Source organism: Streptomyces sp. NBC_00663 (assembly GCF_036226885.1).
In the GTDB taxonomy this organism is placed as follows: Bacteria; Actinomycetota; Actinomycetes; order Streptomycetales; family Streptomycetaceae; genus Streptomyces.
The window spans coordinates 1605385-1622244 of record NZ_CP109027.1 but is presented as its reverse complement, the minus strand read 5'-3'; the positions used below and the strand labels follow the sequence as shown (position 1 = coordinate 1622244).

16 protein-coding genes are annotated in these 16860 nt (G+C 72.9%); 6 read left to right on the top strand and 10 right to left on the bottom strand.

Annotated features, from left to right (window positions below; all coding sequences use genetic code 11):
* Positions 1-18 precede the first annotated feature (18 nt).
* A complete protein-coding gene (locus OG866_RS07415; protein WP_329332639.1) occupies positions 19-1335 on the bottom strand; it encodes an MFS transporter in 1317 nt (438 codons plus the stop codon).
* The gene (locus tag OG866_RS07410) at positions 1332-1910 is read right to left on the bottom strand and encodes a TetR/AcrR family transcriptional regulator (RefSeq protein WP_329332638.1); all 579 of its coding nucleotides are present in this window, start codon (positions 1908-1910) and stop codon (positions 1332-1334) included. Before OG866_RS07410 ends, OG866_RS07415 begins: the two co-directional genes overlap by 4 nt.
* Before the next feature lie 75 nt (positions 1911-1985).
* Here OG866_RS07410 and OG866_RS07405 point away from each other — a divergent pair, with 75 nt between their 5' ends.
* Positions 1986-2423 carry a PPOX class F420-dependent oxidoreductase gene (locus OG866_RS07405; RefSeq protein ID WP_329332637.1) on the top strand — a complete coding sequence of 146 codons (438 nt, stop codon included), beginning with the start codon at positions 1986-1988 and terminating at the stop codon, positions 2421-2423.
* 242 nt (positions 2424-2665) lie between these two features.
* On the opposite strand, the gene OG866_RS07400 is transcribed toward OG866_RS07405, so the two are convergent.
* Together OG866_RS07400 and OG866_RS07395 are read right to left on the bottom strand one after the other, a co-directional pair.
* On the bottom strand, positions 2666-2899 hold the full coding sequence (locus OG866_RS07400) for a hypothetical protein (protein ID WP_329332636.1): 234 nt from the start codon (positions 2897-2899) through the stop codon (positions 2666-2668).
* 29 nt (positions 2900-2928) lie between these two features.
* On the bottom strand, positions 2929-4125 hold the full coding sequence (locus OG866_RS07395) for an MFS transporter (protein WP_329332635.1): 1197 nt from the start codon (positions 4123-4125) through the stop codon (positions 2929-2931).
* A gap of 126 nt (positions 4126-4251) precedes the next feature.
* Between OG866_RS07395 and OG866_RS07390 the strand changes: the two genes are divergently transcribed.
* Complete coding sequence (locus tag OG866_RS07390; protein ID WP_329332634.1) at positions 4252-6339, top strand: tetratricopeptide repeat protein; 2088 nt, start codon at positions 4252-4254, stop codon at positions 6337-6339.
* Here OG866_RS07390 and OG866_RS07385 read toward each other — a convergent pair.
* Entirely contained in the window at positions 6326-7597 is a 1272-nt protein-coding gene (locus tag OG866_RS07385; protein WP_329332633.1) for a hypothetical protein, read from the bottom strand. The two genes, OG866_RS07390 and OG866_RS07385, sit on opposite strands and share 14 nt — an antisense overlap.
* Positions 7598-7759: 162 nt before the next feature.
* On the opposite strand from OG866_RS07385, the gene OG866_RS07380 reads away from it, so the two are divergent.
* On the top strand, positions 7760-8059 hold the full coding sequence (locus tag OG866_RS07380; RefSeq protein ID WP_329332632.1) for a hypothetical protein: 300 nt from the start codon (positions 7760-7762) through the stop codon (positions 8057-8059).
* Positions 8060-8345: 286 nt separating this feature from the next.
* Complete coding sequence (locus tag OG866_RS07375) at positions 8346-8756, top strand: VOC family protein (RefSeq protein WP_329332631.1); 411 nt, start codon at positions 8346-8348, stop codon at positions 8754-8756.
* Between the two features lie 72 nt (positions 8757-8828).
* Here the strand turns inward: OG866_RS07375 and OG866_RS07370 are convergent, their stop codons facing one another.
* Together OG866_RS07370 and OG866_RS07365 are read right to left on the bottom strand one after the other, a co-directional pair.
* Complete coding sequence (locus OG866_RS07370; RefSeq protein WP_329332630.1) at positions 8829-10178, bottom strand: MFS transporter; 1350 nt, start codon at positions 10176-10178, stop codon at positions 8829-8831.
* A 165-nt stretch (positions 10179-10343) separates the two neighbouring features.
* Positions 10344-11009: a TetR/AcrR family transcriptional regulator gene (locus tag OG866_RS07365; RefSeq protein WP_329332629.1), complete on the bottom strand. Its 666-nt coding sequence runs from the start codon at positions 11007-11009 to the stop codon at positions 10344-10346.
* A 159-nt stretch (positions 11010-11168) separates the two neighbouring features.
* On the opposite strand from OG866_RS07365, the gene OG866_RS07360 reads away from it, so the two are divergent.
* Positions 11169-12044 (top strand): shikimate dehydrogenase, encoded by an 876-nt coding sequence (locus OG866_RS07360; protein WP_329332628.1) that lies wholly within the window; start codon positions 11169-11171, stop codon positions 12042-12044.
* A 14-nt stretch (positions 12045-12058) separates the two neighbouring features.
* Positions 12059-13864: a bifunctional sugar phosphate isomerase/epimerase/4-hydroxyphenylpyruvate dioxygenase family protein gene (locus tag OG866_RS07355; protein WP_329332627.1), complete on the top strand. Its 1806-nt coding sequence runs from the start codon at positions 12059-12061 to the stop codon at positions 13862-13864.
* On the opposite strand, the gene OG866_RS07350 is transcribed toward OG866_RS07355, so the two are convergent.
* The 3 genes from OG866_RS07350 to gnd all read right to left on the bottom strand — a co-directional run bounded on the left by OG866_RS07350 (position 13851) and on the right by gnd (position 16860).
* Positions 13851-15281, bottom strand: coding sequence for a membrane-associated oxidoreductase (locus OG866_RS07350; RefSeq protein ID WP_329332626.1), 1431 nt, complete (start codon positions 15279-15281; stop codon positions 13851-13853). The two genes, OG866_RS07355 and OG866_RS07350, sit on opposite strands and share 14 nt — an antisense overlap.
* 108 nt (positions 15282-15389) lie before the next feature.
* The gene (locus OG866_RS07345; protein ID WP_329332625.1) at positions 15390-15977 is read right to left on the bottom strand and encodes a histidine phosphatase family protein; all 588 of its coding nucleotides are present in this window, start codon (positions 15975-15977) and stop codon (positions 15390-15392) included.
* Positions 15978-15984: 7 nt separating this feature from the next.
* Positions 15985-16860, bottom strand: coding sequence for a phosphogluconate dehydrogenase (NAD(+)-dependent, decarboxylating) (gene gnd, locus OG866_RS07340; protein WP_329332624.1), 876 nt, complete (start codon positions 16858-16860; stop codon positions 15985-15987).

The following is a 16860-nucleotide window of genomic DNA, read 5'->3' as shown; positions in this document are numbered from 1 at the left end:
CCGCAGCGCCCTCAGACCTCATCGTCGCTCAGCAACCGGTGAACGGCCCTGCGCCCGGCCATGATCGGCGGAAGTGGCGGACACCGGACGCCCCGGCAGCACTCCGCTCGCCGCCGCCCCGGCCACCGCCACGACGGCGAGCACCACCAACGCCCCGTGGCCCATGAGCAGGGTCGCGACGGCCACTCCCAACGCCGGCCCGACGTTCATCGCCGTCTGCTGGAGCCCGCCCGCCACCCCGGCCGACTCGACGGGACTGTGCCGTACGACGACATGGGTGGCGGCCACCATCACGGTGCCGAACCCGGCGCCCAGCAGGGCGAATCCGGCGCACAGCGCCAACGTGCCGGCAGCTCTGTCCAGCGTCAGAACCCCCGCCGCGAGGACCGCCATCGCGGTCACCGCCGTACGCCGGGCCCCCACCCGGCGCAGCAGGACCGCGCACAGCGGCGCCGCGCCCACCATCAGCACGGCCAACGGCAGGCACCGCAGGGCGCTTTGGAGCGGGTCGAGGCCGAGCGTGTACTGGAGGGTGTACGTGCTCACGAACAAGGTGCCCGACAACGCGGCCGACGCGGCGACCAGGACACCGAGCGCCGGTCCGGCGACGGCCCGCGGGAGAAGCGGGCTCGCGGTACGGCGTTCATGGCGCAGGAAGGCCGCACCGGCGACCACGGAGGCGGCCAGCGCCAGCCACCGCAGAGAGACCAGCGCATGGACCAGGCACCCCAGGGTCACCGCCAGCAGCACGGCACCCGGCACGTCCAGCCGCACCGGCGCCGCCCGCACCGGCTCCCGGCCGGCCAGGGCGAGCAGCCCGAACACCAGCGCCGGTACGACGTTGAGGAAGAACACCGCCCGCCAGCCCGGCCCGGCCACCAGCACCCCGCCCACCAGCGGCCCCACCGCGGCCGACACCCCGATGGCGGCGGTCCGCACCGCGATCGGCGTCCGCAGCCGGTCCGGCGGGTACGCGGCCCGCAGCATGCCGAGGGTGGCGGGTTGCAGCAGCGCCCCGAACACTCCCTGCACGACCCGCAGTCCGACCACCCACCCGATCCCCGGCGCCAGCCCGATACCCGCCGAAGCCGCCCCGAACCCGAGCATGCCGATCGCGTAGAGCCGCCGATGCCCGTACCGGTCGCCGAGCCGCCCGGCGAACACCAACAGCCCGGCCACGGCGATGAGATATCCGGTGCTGGTCCACTGGACCTGCGCGAAGGACGCCCCCAAGTCCCTTTGCAGGGTGGGCTGGGCGATGGTGAGGACGGTGCCGTCCAGGGCGACGATCACGGCTCCGACCACGCTGCTCGCGAGCGCGAGCCCCGGTTTCACTCGCCCTCCTCACCGAGGTGCGCGTCGAGGGCCGACCGCAGCAGGGGTACGAAGTCGTCGGCGCCGGTGGCCAGTTGGAGGCTGCCCCAGCCCCACAGCTGGGCGATCCCGTGCAGATTCGCCCACAACGCGCCCGCGACCGACCGGGCGTCCACATCGGGACGGACCCGGCCGACCAGCTCCACCAGGCGTCCGAAGAGCGGAAGGCTGGTGTCCCGTAGGCCCAGATGGCCGCTCTCCAGCAGGTCGTGACGGAACATCAGCTCGTACATGCCGGGGTTCTCCAGCGCGAACGCCAGGTAGGCGCCGGCGAGTTCGGTGAGCTGGGCGCGCGGCCTCGCCGTGCCGTCACCGACGGCCGTCACCGCGCGCTCGGCCAGCTCGCCGAAGCCGCGGCGAGCGATGGCCGACAGCAGCTCCAGGTGGGTCGGGAAATACCGGCGCGGCGCCCCGTGCGAGACGCCTGCCCGGCGGGCGATCTCCCGCAGGGTCAGGGCTTGCACGCCCTCCCGGGCCACCAGCTCCACTCCGACGTCGACCAGCCGGGCCCGCAGCCCGGTCTCGGATTCATGCATAGACAGTGTCTACCAAGGAGACGTAGACACTGTCTACCCGGAATGGGGGCGGGGGGTGGCGGGGTTGATCCGTGCATGACTCAGAACGCGCTGCTCCAGTTGCTCGGCACCGGACACGGCGGGGTGCTGATCACCCTCAAGCGGGACGGCCGGCCCCAGCTGTCGAACGTCAGCCACGCCTACTACCCGGACGAGGGCGTCATCCGGGTGTCGATCACCGACGACCGTGCCAAGACCCGCAATCTGCGCCGCGATCCACGGGCCTCGTACCACGTCACCAGCCCCGACCGGCGGGCCTACACGGTCGCCGAGGGCACGGCCGAGCTCACACCGGTGGCGAAGGACCCGTACGACGACACCGTGGAGGAGCTCATCCGCCTCTACCGTGACGTCCAGGGCGAACACCCCGACTGGGCCGACTACCGGGCCGCGATGGTCCGTGACCGGCGACTGGTGCTGCGGCTGAGGGTGGAGCGGGCCTACGGCATCCCCGAGGCGGCCAACAGGGGCTGACCGCCGCCAGGGCCTGTCCGGCGGATCATGTCGCAGACGCGGGGGCCGGCACGCCGGCCTGCGGCGTTGATGAGGCACCGCTGCTTCCCTGTGACCTGATACGCCGGACAGGCCCTGGTCCGGGAGGTCGAGGGCCATGAGCCCGTCCCCTCCGGCCATGTACAGGCGGGTGCCGCGGCCGGAGGGCAGGCGTGTGGCCACGGCTCGGCGGGCGGTCCTCAGGGGAGCCCGCTCGGTCGACCTCATCGCGTGCCGTCGCCGTCCACGGCGTACAGCGTCGTGTCGTGGACGGCCGGGTCGGTGGACCCCTGGACCCGGCCGTCGGCCGGGAGCATCCACGCCGTCGAGCCGTCCTCGGGCGAGACCGCGACGACGGGGCCGAGGCGGGTGGTGACGGCCAGGTCGTCGAAGGCGGTGAAGTCGGTGCAGGTGTCCGTCCCGGCCCGGGCGATCGCGCCCACGTCCGTGTTGCCCATGCCACCGGCGCCGAGTCGCCTACGACCCGTCACGCTCCGGCCCGCAGGACCGGAAAGCCGTGCGTGCGCGCCCCCGCCACCACGGCGACCACCGGCACCAGCAGCGCCAGTACGCTCCACGGGAACGCGGTCGCGCCGAACAGACCGAGCAGGAGGCCGCCGACCGCGCCGCCGCCCGCCATCGCCGCGTTCCACAGGGTGACGAGCATGGCCTGGGCGGCGTCGGCCTGTTCGCCGCCCGCGTCGGCCACCGCGGTCTGCAACAGGGTCGGCGCACCACCCCAGCCGAGCCCCCACAAGGAGGCGGCGACATACACCAGCGCCGGGCTGTCGGCGAACACCGCCAGCAGCGCCGCCGCCGCGCCCACCAGCACCGTGCTCGCGACCGTCAGGGCCCGCAGCCGCCGGTCGATGAACGCGCCCACGATCCAGATGCTCAGCAGCGAGGCGCCGCCGAACACCAGCAGCACCAGGTCGGTCGAGTCGCCGAGGCCGAACGCGTCGAGGAACGTGGCGATGTACGCGTAGAGCACTGTGTGCGCCAGCACGAAGACCAGCGTGACGAACAGGACCGGTACCACCCCGGGCACCGACAGCACCCGTGCCATCGGCACCCGGCCGGCGCGCTCCTGGCCCGGCCGGTCCGGCACCCCCAGCGCGATCCAGCCCAGCAGCACCACGGCGACCGCGGTCATCAGCGCGAACGCCCACCGCCAGCCCAGCGCCCCGCCGAGGTACGCGCCCGCGGGCACCCCGACCGACAGCGCCACCGGCACACCGGTCATCACGACGGCGACCGCCCGGCCCTGCATCGGGCCGGGCACGAGCCGCCGCGCGTAACCGGCGAGCAGCGCCCAGGCGAGCCCGGCGGCCACACCGGCGACGAACCGGGCCGCCATGGTGAGGGCGTAGTGCCCCGAGACGGCCGTGACCGTGTTGGCCACGGCGAAGCCCGCCATCGCCGCGAGCAGCAGCCGCTTGCGCCGCCAGGCCGCCGTCGCCGCGGACAGCGGAATCGCGGTGAGCGCCGTACCGGCCGCGTACACGGTCACCGCCTGTCCGGCCGCCGACTCGCTCACCCCGAGATCCGCGCTCATCGCGGGCAGCAGGCCCGCCGGGAGCGTCTCGGTGAGGCTGGTGACGAAGACGGCGGTGGCGAGCGCGAGGAGGGCGGGGAGGGGGAGGGAGCGGGTGGTGTTCCCGGGATGTGTCGTAGTGGTCGTCATGCGGGGAGGGTCCGCCTTGACACCGGTGTCAGGTTCAAGGGCGGTCCGGCTGATGACCAGTCATCTCACGGCTCTGACGCTAGGGTTGATCCACTGCGGACGTCGACCGACGGGGGAGTGCACGGCATGCTGGATCCGATCTCGCTGGGTGCCATCGGCGCGGTGCTCGGAGCCGTCGGATCGGGCATGGCGAACGAAGCGGGCAAGTGGGCCTGGGAGTCGGCCGGCGGCCTGGTCCGGCGCATCGCCGGACGCGAGGTGCCCGCCCCGACGACACCCGGTCAACTCGACGACGTGGCACGGCTGGTGCACGAGCGGGTGCACGGCGACCCGCAACTCGCCCAGGCCTGGGCGCAGTTCGCACGCGGCGTCCGCGCACCCGGCACCGGTTCACGCGACCGTCGCCCCACTCTGCCCACCGCGCCGCACTTCTTCACCGACCGCCGCCAGGCCCTGAAACTCCTCGACAAGGAGGCGTCCCGCGCCTTCGCCGGACGCCCCCGCCGGGCCCTGCTGCACGGTCCCGAGGGCATCGGCACCAGCGCCCTCGCCGTGCACTGGGGCTGGCGGCAGACCGCCCGCTTCCCCGACGGCCAGCTCTACGCCGACCTGCGCGCCCTCGCGCCCGAGGCGGTCCTCGGCACACTGCTGCGCGGTCTCGGCGTGCCGGACGGGGAGATACCCCCGGCCGTCGCCGACCGCGCCGACCTGTTCCGGCGCTGCCTCGCCGACCGGCGGCTGCTCGTCGTGCTCGACCACGCCCGGTCCGCCGCACAGGTGCAGCCCCTGCTGACCTCGGCGCCGGACGTGTTCACGATCGTCGTGACCCGGCAGCCCCTCGTCGGCCTGGACGCCCTGCGTGTCCCGGTCGGCCCGCTGGAGCGCCGGGACGCCGTACGGCTGCTCACCGACCTGGTCGGCAAACCGGCCCTCGCCCAGGCCCGCACGGCCCTGCCGACGGTGCTGGAGCGATGCGCGGGCTCGCCGTACGCGCTGCGGGCGGCGGCACCGCGACTGGCCGAGACGCAGGCCGGCGCGACGTCGGAGAGCGACCCCGTCCAGACCGCCGCCGAGGACTCGTACCGGCTGCTCACGCCCGCCGCGGCCCGTCTCTACCGCCTCGCCGGTCTCCGTGACTGGCCCGCCCTCGACGCACCGGCGGCCGCCCGCGCCGCCGGCATCGACCCGACCGAGGCGGCCGGACTCCTGGACGAACTCACCGACGCCCTCCTCCTCGACCGCACCGACAGCGGCCGTCACCGCTACCGGCCCGCCGTCCGCGCCCACGCCGAACGCACCGCCGCCGCCGTCGACGGAGTGGCGGGCTGCTCGGCCGCCGTCGCCAGGACGGTCGAGGGCTACCGCGACCTGGCGGTGGGCGCGGCCCGGGCGGCGCTGCCGGAGAGCTGGCGCGCCCCCTTGGCCGACTCGCCCGTCACCTTTCCGGACCGTGGCGCGGCCGTCGCCGGCCTCGTCGCCGAGGCCCCGAACCTCGTCCAGGCCGTGCGCGCGGCCGAGGAGTTCCGCGACCAGGACACCGTCGTCCTGCTCTGCCAGGCGCTGTGGCCCCTCCAACTCAAGGCGGGCCACCACGAGATGCTGCTGCCCGCGCTGCGCACCGGCGCCCGCACCGCCGACGAGCACTTCCCCGACACCCGCGTCGCGGGCGCCCTGCACGCCCAACTCGCGCACACTCTCACCGAGTTGCGGCGCTGGGACGAGGCCGAGCCCGAGACGCTGGCCGCCGCCCGCGCCGAACGGGCCGCCGGCCACATATGCGGCCACGCCTCGGCCGTCGAGTTCCTCGGCCTGCTGAGGCTGCGGCAGTGGCGTTTCCAGGAGGCGTACGACCGCTTCGACGAGGCCTGCCGCATCCTCGACGGCATCGGCCCCGACGACGAGGGCGCCGCCGATCTCCCGCGCGCCCGCGCCCTGTTGGAACGCCACCGCGGACGCGCCCTGCGTGGCCTCGGGCGCCGGGAGGAGGCGGCCGAGCGCCTCGGTCTCGCCCTGCGCTTCTTCCGCGACACGGGCGAGGCCTACAACACCGCCCGCACCCTCACCGACCTCGCCGAGACCCACCTCGACGACGGCAGCACCGCCGCCGCGCTGCCACTGATCGACGAGGCGCTGGCGGCGCTCGCCCGGGAACACGCCGAGTACCACGTGGCCCGGCTGCGGGTGCTGCGGGAGCGGTGCGTCACGCCCGAGTGACCGTCACCGGGCTCAGGTTCGTTCCCGTGCGGACCGCGGCCAACTCCGCGGGCGCCCTGCCCGCGGCCAGCCACGCGTGCAGCGCGGAGGCCGCTGCCGCCGGGTCCGCCCCGGTCTCCAGCCGGAACACGCCTCCCGCGCGCGCCCGCACCACACAGGAACCGGGGCCGGTGACATACGCCGCGAGCGCGCAGTGCGGATACCGGTCGAGCACCTCCGCCGTCCAGCCGGCGGGGGAGCCGAAGCGGGGATCATCGGCCGCGGCGTACCGGAACACCACGTCGGCCAGGGGGAGTTGATCGGTCTCCCGGGTGTCCTCCGGTACGGCGAGATGCGCCTCCGCGTCGGTCCGTGACGCGGGGTGCGGGCCCGCGTACCGGGTGACCCGGACCTCGTCGGGGCCGAGGAGACGGGTCAGCGCGAGGAGGGGCACGGTGGGGGCCGCCGGTTCGTGCGGCGGCAGGGGAAGAGGTTCGAGGCGGGCGGCCCAGTCGGGTTCGGGGACGCCGATCAGGTCGTAGAAGAGGCGCCGCAGGCGAGGTGCCGCCTCGCCGGGTACCGAGCTGATGAACTCGGAGCGTCTCACGGCGGGTTCGGCGATCAGGGTGTCGACCTGAGTGCGCAGTGGCCGGGTGACGTCCAGGCGGGGCGCCGTCCTGACGAACTCGTGGACGGGGGCCTCGGGGTCGAGGCCGGCGAGCGGGGCCGCGCCCAGCAGGACCGGGGTGCCGAGGGCGGCGGCGTAGTAGGTCACCGAGCCGTGGTCGCCGATCACCGCGTCGGCGGCGACGAGGGCCTGGCGCCAGCCGTGCAGGGGGTCGATCAGGGCCAGACCGGCGCGGCGGGCGCGGTCGAGCCAGGCGCGGATCTGGCCGGGGCCGTGACCGTGCCAGACGTTGGGATGCAGCACGGCCGCGAGACGGTACTCGTCGGCCGGGAACTCCGAGGTCAGGCGCGGCAGCAGCGAGGGCAGGACGTCGGCGCCGCCGCCCCCGTCGCCGAACAGGGACTCGGGGTTCCAGGTGGAGCTCAGGACGATCAGCCGCTGCCCCTCGCGCACGCCGAGGGCCCGGCGGAAGCGGTCACGGTAGGGGCGGGCCGCCAGCATGCGGTCCCAGCAGGGGTCGCCCGCGACGACGGCCGTGGGCGTGGCTTCCGGGCAGACGCGGCGGAGTCGGTCGTACTGCTCGGGGTGGGAGAGCACGAGGGCGTCCGCGATCGGTTTCCCGTCCTCGTCGAGCAGCCATTCCCGTGACATCCCGAAGACCGGTTCCGACCCCGCGTCCCAGCCGCCTGCCGTCGGGTGTCGGGTGTCGCCAGCCTTTTAGTGTATCCGACACCGTGTGACAACACGGCCAATACACCGGAAACTGAACGGAGTTGACCGCCGAAGCTCGCCGAGAGCACGAGTGCGACCGGAGTGTCGATCGCCTGCTCCCACGGCACCACGGGCACACCGACCTCGGCGAGCAACTCCGTCACGCCCGCCTCGAACGCGGACGACCCCGGGCACGTCACCAGCAGCTGCACCCTCAAGTCGTCGTGGAACAGGGGCAGTACGTCCAGGAGCCGGGTCGCCGCGGTGACGTTGTGGACGACGAGGAGCACCCGCTCGACGCGCCCCCGGGTCGCCCAGCGGGCCGCGTCGTCGCCGACCGGCACCCGTATCCACCCGGCCCCCGCCACGCCCCCGCCCGCCTCTCGCCGCCCGCTCGTGTGATCGGGCCACGATAGACAACCGCCGCACCGTGCGCACCGGCCGCCCCTGAAATCGGCCGGTACGCACGGGGGCCGTCCGCCCCACCACCGAAGTGCGGAGAGGGCCTGGTCAGCGGTGTTCGGCACAGCTCGTACCGGCCGATGGTCTTGCCGCGGGCGTCCCCTGTCAACGGGGCGGCGCCCAAGAGGTCCTACTCCCCTCGGCGCAGGACGTAGGACCGATGGTCCGGCATGCCGCCCGCGCCTAGGCTGCCGATGGTCCCACCGCAGCGGAGAAAGAGGTCACGATGCCCGTCAACGGCCGCAGCCACATCCGTGTCGCCCGTCCGTCCCGTGACCTGGTGGCGGCCGAGCGCTTCTGGGCGGGCGGGCTCGGCCTCGCCGTCGTCTGGCGTGCCGAGGGCGGTACCGAGCCCGGCGAGCACGACCTCCTCATGCTCGGCTGGCCGGACGCCGACTGGCACCTGGAGCTGGTCCACGAAACCGCTGACCCCGTCGAACCCCGGCCCACGGAGGAGGACCTCCTGGTGATCTACGTCGACGGGCCCGTCCCCGAGGATCTGGTCACCCGGCTCGAACAGCACGGCGGCAAGCGGGTCTCCTCGCCGAACCCGTACTGGAACCGCTGGGGCGTCACGGTCGAGGACCCGGACGGCTACCGGCTCGTGCTGTGCGAGCGGGCCTGGTCCAACACCTGAGTGTTCCCGCGAACGAACACCGGGTCCCCGGAGCCTTGGTGGCGTCCGGGGACCCGGTGTTCCTCGCGCGGATCAGGCCGTCACGGTGGCCCGCTCCCGCGCCGTCTCCGCGGTGCGCTCGCCGAGCAGTTCCGTCGGGACCTTGTGGGTCTCGCGGGCCGACAGGGCGGCGATGACCGGCGGGATGCACAGGGCGGCGGTGAACAGGGCCACCGAGGACCAGTCGTCGCCGTCGGAGCCGGCGATCTGCGCGGCGAAGGTCACCGCGAAACCGGCCACGGCGAAGCCGATCTGCGTACCGATGGCCATGCCGGACAGCCGGACGCGGGTCGAGAACATCTCGCCGTAGAACGACGGCCACACACCGTTCGCGGCGCTGTAGACGACACCGAAGGCGATGATGCCGAGCAGCAGGATCAGCGGGTAGTTGCCCGTGGAGATCGCCCAGAGGTAGAGGAACATCGTGATCGCGCTGCCCACCGCGCCGATCAGATAGACGGGGCGGCGGCCGATGCGGTCCGACAGCGTGGCCCACAGCGGGATCGCGGCCAGCGCCACCACGTTCGCCAGCGCGCCCACCCACAGCATGGAGGAGCGGCTCATGCCGACCGAGTCGCTCGTCGCGTACGCCAGCGCCCAGACCGTGAAGATCGTCGAGACCGAGGCGATGAGCGCACCCGCGATGACCCGCAGGACGTCCGCCCAGTGGTGGCGCAGCAGGATCGCCAGCGGCATCTTGACGACGCCCTCGGTCGCCGTCTGCTGCTCGAAGGCCGGGGTCTCCTGGAGCTTGCGGCGGATGACGTAGCCGACGATCGCGACGGCGATGCTCAGGAAGAACGGGATCCGCCAGCCCCAGGAGAGCAGCTGGTCCTCGGGCAGCGCGGCGATCGGGATGAACGCCAGCGTGGCCAGCAGCTGACCGCCCTGGGTGCCGCTGAGGGTGAAGCTGGTGAAGAAGCCGCGCCGATGCGGCGGCGCGTGCTCCAGCGTCATGGAGTTGGCGCTGGCCTGCTCACCGGCGGCCGAGATGCCCTGGAGGACACGGCACAGCACCAGCAGGACCGGCGCGAGGGAGCCGACCTGGGCGCGGGTGGGCAGACAGCCGATGAGGAAGGTCGACAGGCCCATCAGGATCAGCGTGAAGACCATGATCTTCTTGCGGCCGACCTTGTCGCCGAAGTGGCCGAGGAAGAGCGCGCCGACGGGACGGGCGGCGTACGCGACACCGAACGTGGCCAGGGACAGCAGGGTCGCGGTGGCCGGGTCGGACTCGTCGAAGAAGACCTTGGGGAAGATCAGCGCCGCCGCGGACCCGTAGATGAAGAAGTCGTAGTACTCCAGCGCGCTGCCGATCCAGGCGGCGGTGGCGGCCTTCTTCGGCTGGCCGGGTGGCGCGGTGGCGGGGGAGGGGACGGACACGGCGGCTCCTTTGGGGAACTCCAACGTAAGCGGAGTGAGCGGCGGGGAGGGAGAGGGGCCGGGTCTCGTGAACCCCGGCTAATTAACCCACTGGATAGTTAGTCCCGGTGGGTAGGGATGTTGCGCGCGCGTTTCCCCGCTGTCAAGAGGTTGGGTCCGCCGAACTCAGTCGCCGGCGCGGTCCGCCGTCAGATACGCGATCACCATGTCGCCCAGCATGTTCCGGTAGTGGTCCCGCTGGGCGGGGTCGACCAGATCGCGGCCGAAGAGGGCGCCGAAGGTGTGCCGGTTGGCGACCCGGAAGAAGCAGAACGAGCTGATCATCGCGTGCAGGTCGACGGCGTCCACGTCGGCCGTGAACAGCCCCGACTCCTGCCCCGAGGCCAGGATCCGGCGGATCACGTCCAGGGCCGGCGAGCCGATCCTGCCGAGTTCCTCGGAGGCGGCGATGTGCTCGGCCTCGTGGATGTTCTCGATGCTCACCAGGCGGATGAAGTCCGGGTGCGCCTCATGGTGGTCGAAGGTCAGCTCCGCCAGGCGCCGGATGGCCGCGACCGGGTCCAGATGCTCGACGTCGAGCCCCTGCTCGGCCTCGCGGATCACTCCGTACGCCCGCTCCAGGACGGCCGTGAAGAGCTGTTCCTTGCCGCCGAAGTAGTAGTAGATCATCCGCTTCGTGGTGCTGGTGAGGGCCGCGATGTCGTCGACGCGGGCGCCGGCGAAGCCGACCCGGGCGAACTCGTGCGTGGCCACGTCGAGGATCTCGGCCTTGGTGCGCGCGGCGTCACGGATGCGCCCGTTGGGTCGTGCCGGTTCTTCGACGCTGGTCATCGGGTTCCTTCGGGCGTAGGGCGGGGCTGTGGGGCCGCGTGCCGCAGATTCTAGAAGGCAGCCGGTCCCGTGCGACGGGCGAGGGCTTCCCAAGCGGAGGCTCTCGGTGTTATGACTAACTCACTAGTTCGTACATTGTGAGCCGCTCAGGAGGTCCGCGTGGCCAAGGACTCGTATCTCGTCGGACTGATCGGCGCGGGCATCGGCCCCTCCCTCAGCCCGGCACTGCACGAGCGGGAGGCCGACCGTCAGGGCCTGCGTTATGTGTACCGGCTCATCGACATCGACGTCCTCGGTGTCCCGCCGGAGGCGGTCGGCGACCTGGTGCGGTCCGCCCGCGACCTGGGCTTCGACGGGCTCAACATCACCCACCCGTGCAAGCAGCTGGTCATCGAGCACCTCGACGCGCTGTCCGCGCAGGCCGAGGCGCTCGGCGCGGTCAACACCGTCGTCTTCGAGGACGGCCGGGCCGTCGGCCACAACACCGACGTCACCGGCTTCGCCGCCTCCTTCGCCCGCGGCCTTCCCGACGTACCGCTGGAGCGGGTCGTCCAGCTCGGCGCGGGCGGGGCGGGGGCGGCCGTCGCGCATGCCACGCTCACCCTCGGCGCCGAGCGGGTCACCGTCGTCGACGCGCTGGCCGACCGGGCTGCGGACCTCGCCGCCTCCCTGAACCGCCACTTCGGCGCGGGCCGGGCCGCCCACGCCACCCCCGACCGGCTGCCGGACCTCCTCGCGGACGCCGACGGCATCGTCCACGCCACCCCCACCGGCATGGCCGCCCACCCCGGTCTGCCCTTCCCGGCCCAGCTCCTCCACCCGGGGCTCTGGGTGGCCGAGGTGGTCTACCGCCCGCTGGAGACGGAGCTGCTCCGCACGGCCCGGGCGATCGGCTGCGCCATCCTGGACGGCGGCGGAATGGCCGCCTTCCAGGCCGTGGACGCCTTCCGTCTCTTCACCGGCCGGGAACCCGACGCGGCGCGCATGCTCGCCGACATCGGGGAACTGGCGGGTGCCGTCAGCGCACCGAAGTAGAGAGAGGTACCACCGTGCGTACGTCCATCGCCACCGTCTCCCTCAGCGGCTCCCTCACCGAGAAGCTCACGGCCGCCTCCCGGGCCGGCTTCGACGGAGTGGAGATCTTCGAGAACGACCTCCTTGCCAGCCCCCTCACCCCGGAGGAGGTCCGGGCACGCTGCGCCGACCTGGGGCTCACCGTCGACCTCTACCAGCCGATGCGGGACATGGAGGCGGTACCGGGCGAGGTGTTCGCCGCGAACCTGCGCCGGGCCCGGCACAAGTTCGAGCTGATGGGCCGGCTCGGCGCCGACACGGTCCTCGTCTGCTCCAGCGTCCACCCGCTGGCCGTGGACGACGATGCGCTGGCCGCCGAGCAGCTGCGCGAACTGGCCGCGCTGGCCGAGGAGTTCGGCATGCGCGTCGCCTACGAGGCACTGGCCTGGGGCCGGCACGTCAGCACCTACGACCACGCCTGGAACATCGTCGAGGCGGCGGACCACCCCGCGCTCGGCACCTGTCTGGACAGCTTCCACATCCTGTCCCGCGGCAGCGACCCCAAGGGCATCGAGGACATCCCCGGCGAGAAGATCTTCTTCCTTCAGCTGGCGGACGCCCCGCTGCTCGCGATGGACGTCCTTCAGTGGAGCCGCCACTACCGCTGCTTCCCGGGCCAGGGCGGCTTCGACGTCGCGGACCTGGTCCGCAGCGTCCTGCGCACGGGGTACGCCGGGCCCTTGTCGCTGGAGGTCTTCAACGACGTCTACCGGCAGGCCGAGGCGGGCGCCACGGCGGTGGACGCCCACCGTTCGTTGCTGCTGTTGCAGGAGACGGTCGGGGTGACCACCCCGCCCGAGCCGGTCGTTCCCACCGGCGTGGCCTTCGCCGAACTGCTCACCCCGGACGCCGAACCGGTCGCCGCGCTGCTCGGGGCGCTCGGCTTCGCGCGTACCGCACGGCACCGCAGCAAGCCGGTCGATCTGTGGGAGCAGGGCGAGGCGCGGCTGCTGGTCAACACGGGGCCGGCCGGGCGCCGGGACGGGACCGGCCTCGCCGCGATCGGCCTGGAGTCACCGGACCCGGTGGGAGCGGCCCTGCGGGCGGAGGCGCTGCTCGCGCCGGTGCTGCCGCGGAGGCGAGCGGCGCAGGACGCTCCGCTGGACGCGGTGGCGGCGCCGGACGGCACGGAGCTGTTCTTCTGTGCGACGGACCGCCCCGAACTGCCCAACTGGCGGGCGGACTTCGAGGACGTGCCGCATGAGACCGGTGCCGGTGCCGGTGCCGGTGGCGGTGGCGTACGACGGATCGACCACCTCGCCCTGGCCCAGCCCTGGCATCAGTTCGACGAGGCGGCGCTCTTCCACCGCAGTGTGCTCGGGCTGCACGCACAGGAGAGCGTGGACGTCGCCGACCCGTACGGGCTGATGCGCAGCCGCGCGGTGACCAACGCCGACGGCAGCGTACGGATCGCGCTGTCCGTGGGCGCGGCGCCGACCGACGACACCGTGCACGCCCAGCACATCGCGCTGGCGACGGACGACGTGGTGACGGCGGTCCGTCGCTTCCGGGAGGCGGGCGGCCGCGTGCTGCCGATCCCGGCGAACTACTACGACGACCTGGCCGCCCGGTTCGAGTTCGCGGACGGCGAGCTGGAGACGTACCGCGAGCTCGGCATCCTCTACGACCGGGACACGTACGGCGAGTTCCGGCACTGCTACACCCGCACGGTCGGCCGCGTCTTCTTCGAACTCGTCCAGCGGGACGGCGGCTATCGCGGGTACGGCGCCCAGAACGCGCCGGTGCGCCTCGCCGCGCAGCACGCCGTCACTGGCGGCTGACGGTGCGGGTGATACCGGTGATCACGGTGGTGGTGAGGATCCAGCCCGTGATGATCAGAGCGTAGGAGAGCGCCTGGTACCCGCCCTTCGGGGCGAAGGCGCCGTCCTGGCCGAAGCTGATCACCGGCAGAAGCAGGTCGAGAGTGAAGAACACCGGGTTGAAATCGGGGTGTTCGGACGCCTTGAGCGGCGGCGGCTCGTGCAGGGCGTACGCGATCGAGCCGACGGCGAGGAGGGAGAGTAGCCAGGCGAGGGCGCGCAGGGGGCGGAAGCCGTAGCCGACGGTGACGTCCTGGAGGTAGCCCCAGAGGCGACCGTGCCAGGCGCGGGTGGTGCGCAGGCGGCGCTGCTTGGCGAGTTGGACGAGGCGGGCCGCGTAGTCGTCCCCGACCCTGCGGTACGAGGCGGTCAACTGCTCGTAGGCGTAGGGGACATAGCCGTCCGGGTCGCGCTCCAGGAGCGGGAGCCGTCGCTCGGCGGTCACGTGCGGGGCCAGCGAGCCGTACGTCAGACCGTCCAGACGGACTTCGGAGGGAAGGGTCTCCGGGGCCACGTGGAGGAGTTCGATCTGGGCTCGGCGCAGATTGACCGTCCCCTCGACGGGCTCGGCCGCACGCAGCCACAGCTCGCCGACCACCGCGCTGCTGGCCCGCAGGGCCACGCCGTCAGGGTTGGCCAGGCGGGCGTACGCCAGGTTGAGCTGGCCGGGCACACGGGCGCCCCGAAGGTCGACGCGGCCGAGGGCGGTGAGGCGCATGGCGTGGAGGTCGGTGCCGACGGACAGGGTCTCGGCGTCGAGGGCGGTGCCGCCGGGGTTCTCCAGCCGGGCGTCGTCGAGGTTGACGGACGCGACGACGGAGGCGTCGTTGATCACCATCCGCCCGCGGACCCGTACCCCCGGTGCCACCAGGTCCTCCCCGATACCGGCGTGGTTGAGCCGCAGTGCGGGCTCCGCGCTGCCCTCGGGTACGCCGAACTCCGCTCGGTCCATGAACAGCGCCCCGGCGACCTGGGCCCCACCCAGCGTCACCGCCCCCGCGAACCGGCAGCCCGTCAGGCGCAGCACGCCCTCCACCCGCAGCGTCGCCGCGTCCAGCCCCGGCAGTTCGGACCCGCTCAGATTGAGCTGCCGGAACCGGCAGCCGTACAGGCGCGGCACCTCGTCGAACCGGCACTGGCTCAGCCGCACATAGGTCGCGACGTCCCCGTACTGCATGTCGAGCACCCCGGTGATCCTGGCGCCCGCCACCTTCAGCCCGGGTATCTCCCCGTCCTGGCGGGGCCCGTTGAGCATCAGCGCCCGCAACACGGAGGCCCGGACGGCCTGTTCGGCATCGCCGCGGAAGTCCACGGCCGCCCCCGTCGGGTACGCCTCCCACACCCGCAGCTCGGCCGGCGTCAGATCATTGAGGTCCATCACGCGGGACTCTAACCGCTCCGGGTACGCCCGTTCACCCGGGCCACCGCATCAACTCTCTCACCCCACCGGGGTCGTGGTGATGTGCGGTGGCCCGGGCCGTGAGCCTCAGACGCGGGTGTTCCACTCGGCGATCACGGGACGGTCGTGCTCCGTGGACAGCCGGCTCACCGTGCCGGTCGCCAGCTGGAACAGACGTCCGTCCGCCGGAGCCAGGCCCAGTCGGCGGGCCGTGAGGACCCGCAGGAAGTGGGCGTGCGCCACGAGGATCACGTCCCCCTGCGGGAGGGCCGTGTCCACGCGGGCCAGCACCCGGTCGGCGCGGGCCCCGACCTCGGCCGGTGACTCGCCCGGGTGGCCCTCGGGGCCGGGCGGCACGCCGTCCGTCCACAGGTACCAGTCGGGGCGGGTGCGGTGGATGTCGACGGTGGTGACGCCCTCGTAGCCGCCGTAGTCCCATTCGTGCAGGTCGTCGTAGGGCAACGCCCCGGTGACGCCCGCGAGTTCGGCGGTGCGTATCGCGCGGCCCAGCGGGCTGGTCAGCGCGAGCGAGAAGGTCCGCCCGGACAGGAGCGGAGCGAGCGCCTTGGCCTGTTCCTCACCATGGGTGGTGAGGGGCAGGTCGGTCCAGCTGGTGTGCTGGCCCGACACGCTCCACTCCGTCTCCCCGTGGCGGACCAGCAGGAGATCCCCCACGGTGCGCCTACTTCGACTCGACCGCGTGGCCACCGAACTGGTTGCGCAGCGCCGCGATCATCTTCATCTGCGGGGAGTCGTCCTGACGGGACGCGAACCGCGCGAACAGGGAGGCCGTGATCGCGGGCAGCGGCACGGCGTTGTCGATGGCCGCCTCGACGGTCCAGCGGCCCTCGCCGGAGTCCTCCGCGTAGCCGCGCAGCTTGTCCAGGTGCTCGTCGTCGTCCAGGGCGTTGACGGCCAGGTCGAGCAGCCAGGAACGGATGACCGTGCCCTCCTGCCAGGACCGGAAGACCTCGCGCACGTCGGTGACGGAGTCGACCTTCTCCAGGAGCTCCCAGCCCTCGGCGTAGGCCTGCATCATCGCGTACTCGATGCCGTTGTGGACCATCTTCGCGAAGTGCCCGGCGCCCACCTTGCCGGCGTGGACGAAGCCGAAGTCGCCCTCGGGCTTGAGGGCGTCGAAGACCGGCTGCACCTTCGCCACGTGCTCGGCGTCGCCGCCGACCATGAGCGCGTAGCCGTTCTTCAGACCCCAGACGCCGCCGGAGACGCCCGCGTCGACGAAGCCGATGCCCTTGTCGGCCAGCTCCGCCGCGTGCTTCTCGTCGTCCGTCCAGCGGGAGTTGCCGCCGTCGACGACCGTGTCACCGGGGGAGAGGAGGTCGCCGAGCTCGTCGACGACCGACTGGGTCGGGCCGCCGGCCGGGACCATCACCCAGACCACGCGGGGGCCTTCGAGCTTGTCGACCAGTTCGGCGAGGCTCGCCACGTCCGAGACCTCGGGGTTGCGGTCGTAGCCGATGACGGTGTGGCCCGCGCGGCGGATCCGCTCGCGCATGTTGCCGCCCATCTTGCCGAGGCCGATGAGTCCGAGCTGCAT

Excerpts from the sequence above, each read along its gene's own strand:
- OG866_RS07410 (WP_329332638.1), bottom strand. The coding sequence starts at position 1,910 with ATGCATGAATCCGAGACCGGGCTGCGGGCCCGGCTGGTCGACGTCGGA.
- OG866_RS07405 (WP_329332637.1), top strand. The coding sequence starts at position 1,986 with ATGACTCAGAACGCGCTGCTCCAGTTGCTCGGCACCGGACACGGCGGG.
- OG866_RS07400 (WP_329332636.1), bottom strand. The coding sequence starts at position 2,899 with ATGGGCAACACGGACGTGGGCGCGATCGCCCGGGCCGGGACGGACACC.
- OG866_RS07395 (WP_329332635.1), bottom strand. The coding sequence starts at position 4,125 with ATGACGACCACTACGACACATCCCGGGAACACCACCCGCTCCCTCCCC.
- OG866_RS07390 (WP_329332634.1), top strand. The coding sequence starts at position 4,252 with ATGCTGGATCCGATCTCGCTGGGTGCCATCGGCGCGGTGCTCGGAGCC.
- OG866_RS07385 (WP_329332633.1), bottom strand. The coding sequence starts at position 7,597 with ATGTCACGGGAATGGCTGCTCGACGAGGACGGGAAACCGATCGCGGAC.
- OG866_RS07375 (WP_329332631.1), top strand. The coding sequence starts at position 8,346 with ATGCCCGTCAACGGCCGCAGCCACATCCGTGTCGCCCGTCCGTCCCGT.
- OG866_RS07365 (WP_329332629.1), bottom strand. The coding sequence starts at position 11,009 with ATGACCAGCGTCGAAGAACCGGCACGACCCAACGGGCGCATCCGTGAC.
- OG866_RS07350 (WP_329332626.1), bottom strand. The coding sequence starts at position 15,281 with ATGGACCTCAATGATCTGACGCCGGCCGAGCTGCGGGTGTGGGAGGCG.
- gnd (WP_329332624.1), bottom strand. The coding sequence starts at position 16,860 with ATGCAGCTCGGACTCATCGGCCTCGGCAAGATGGGCGGCAACATGCGC.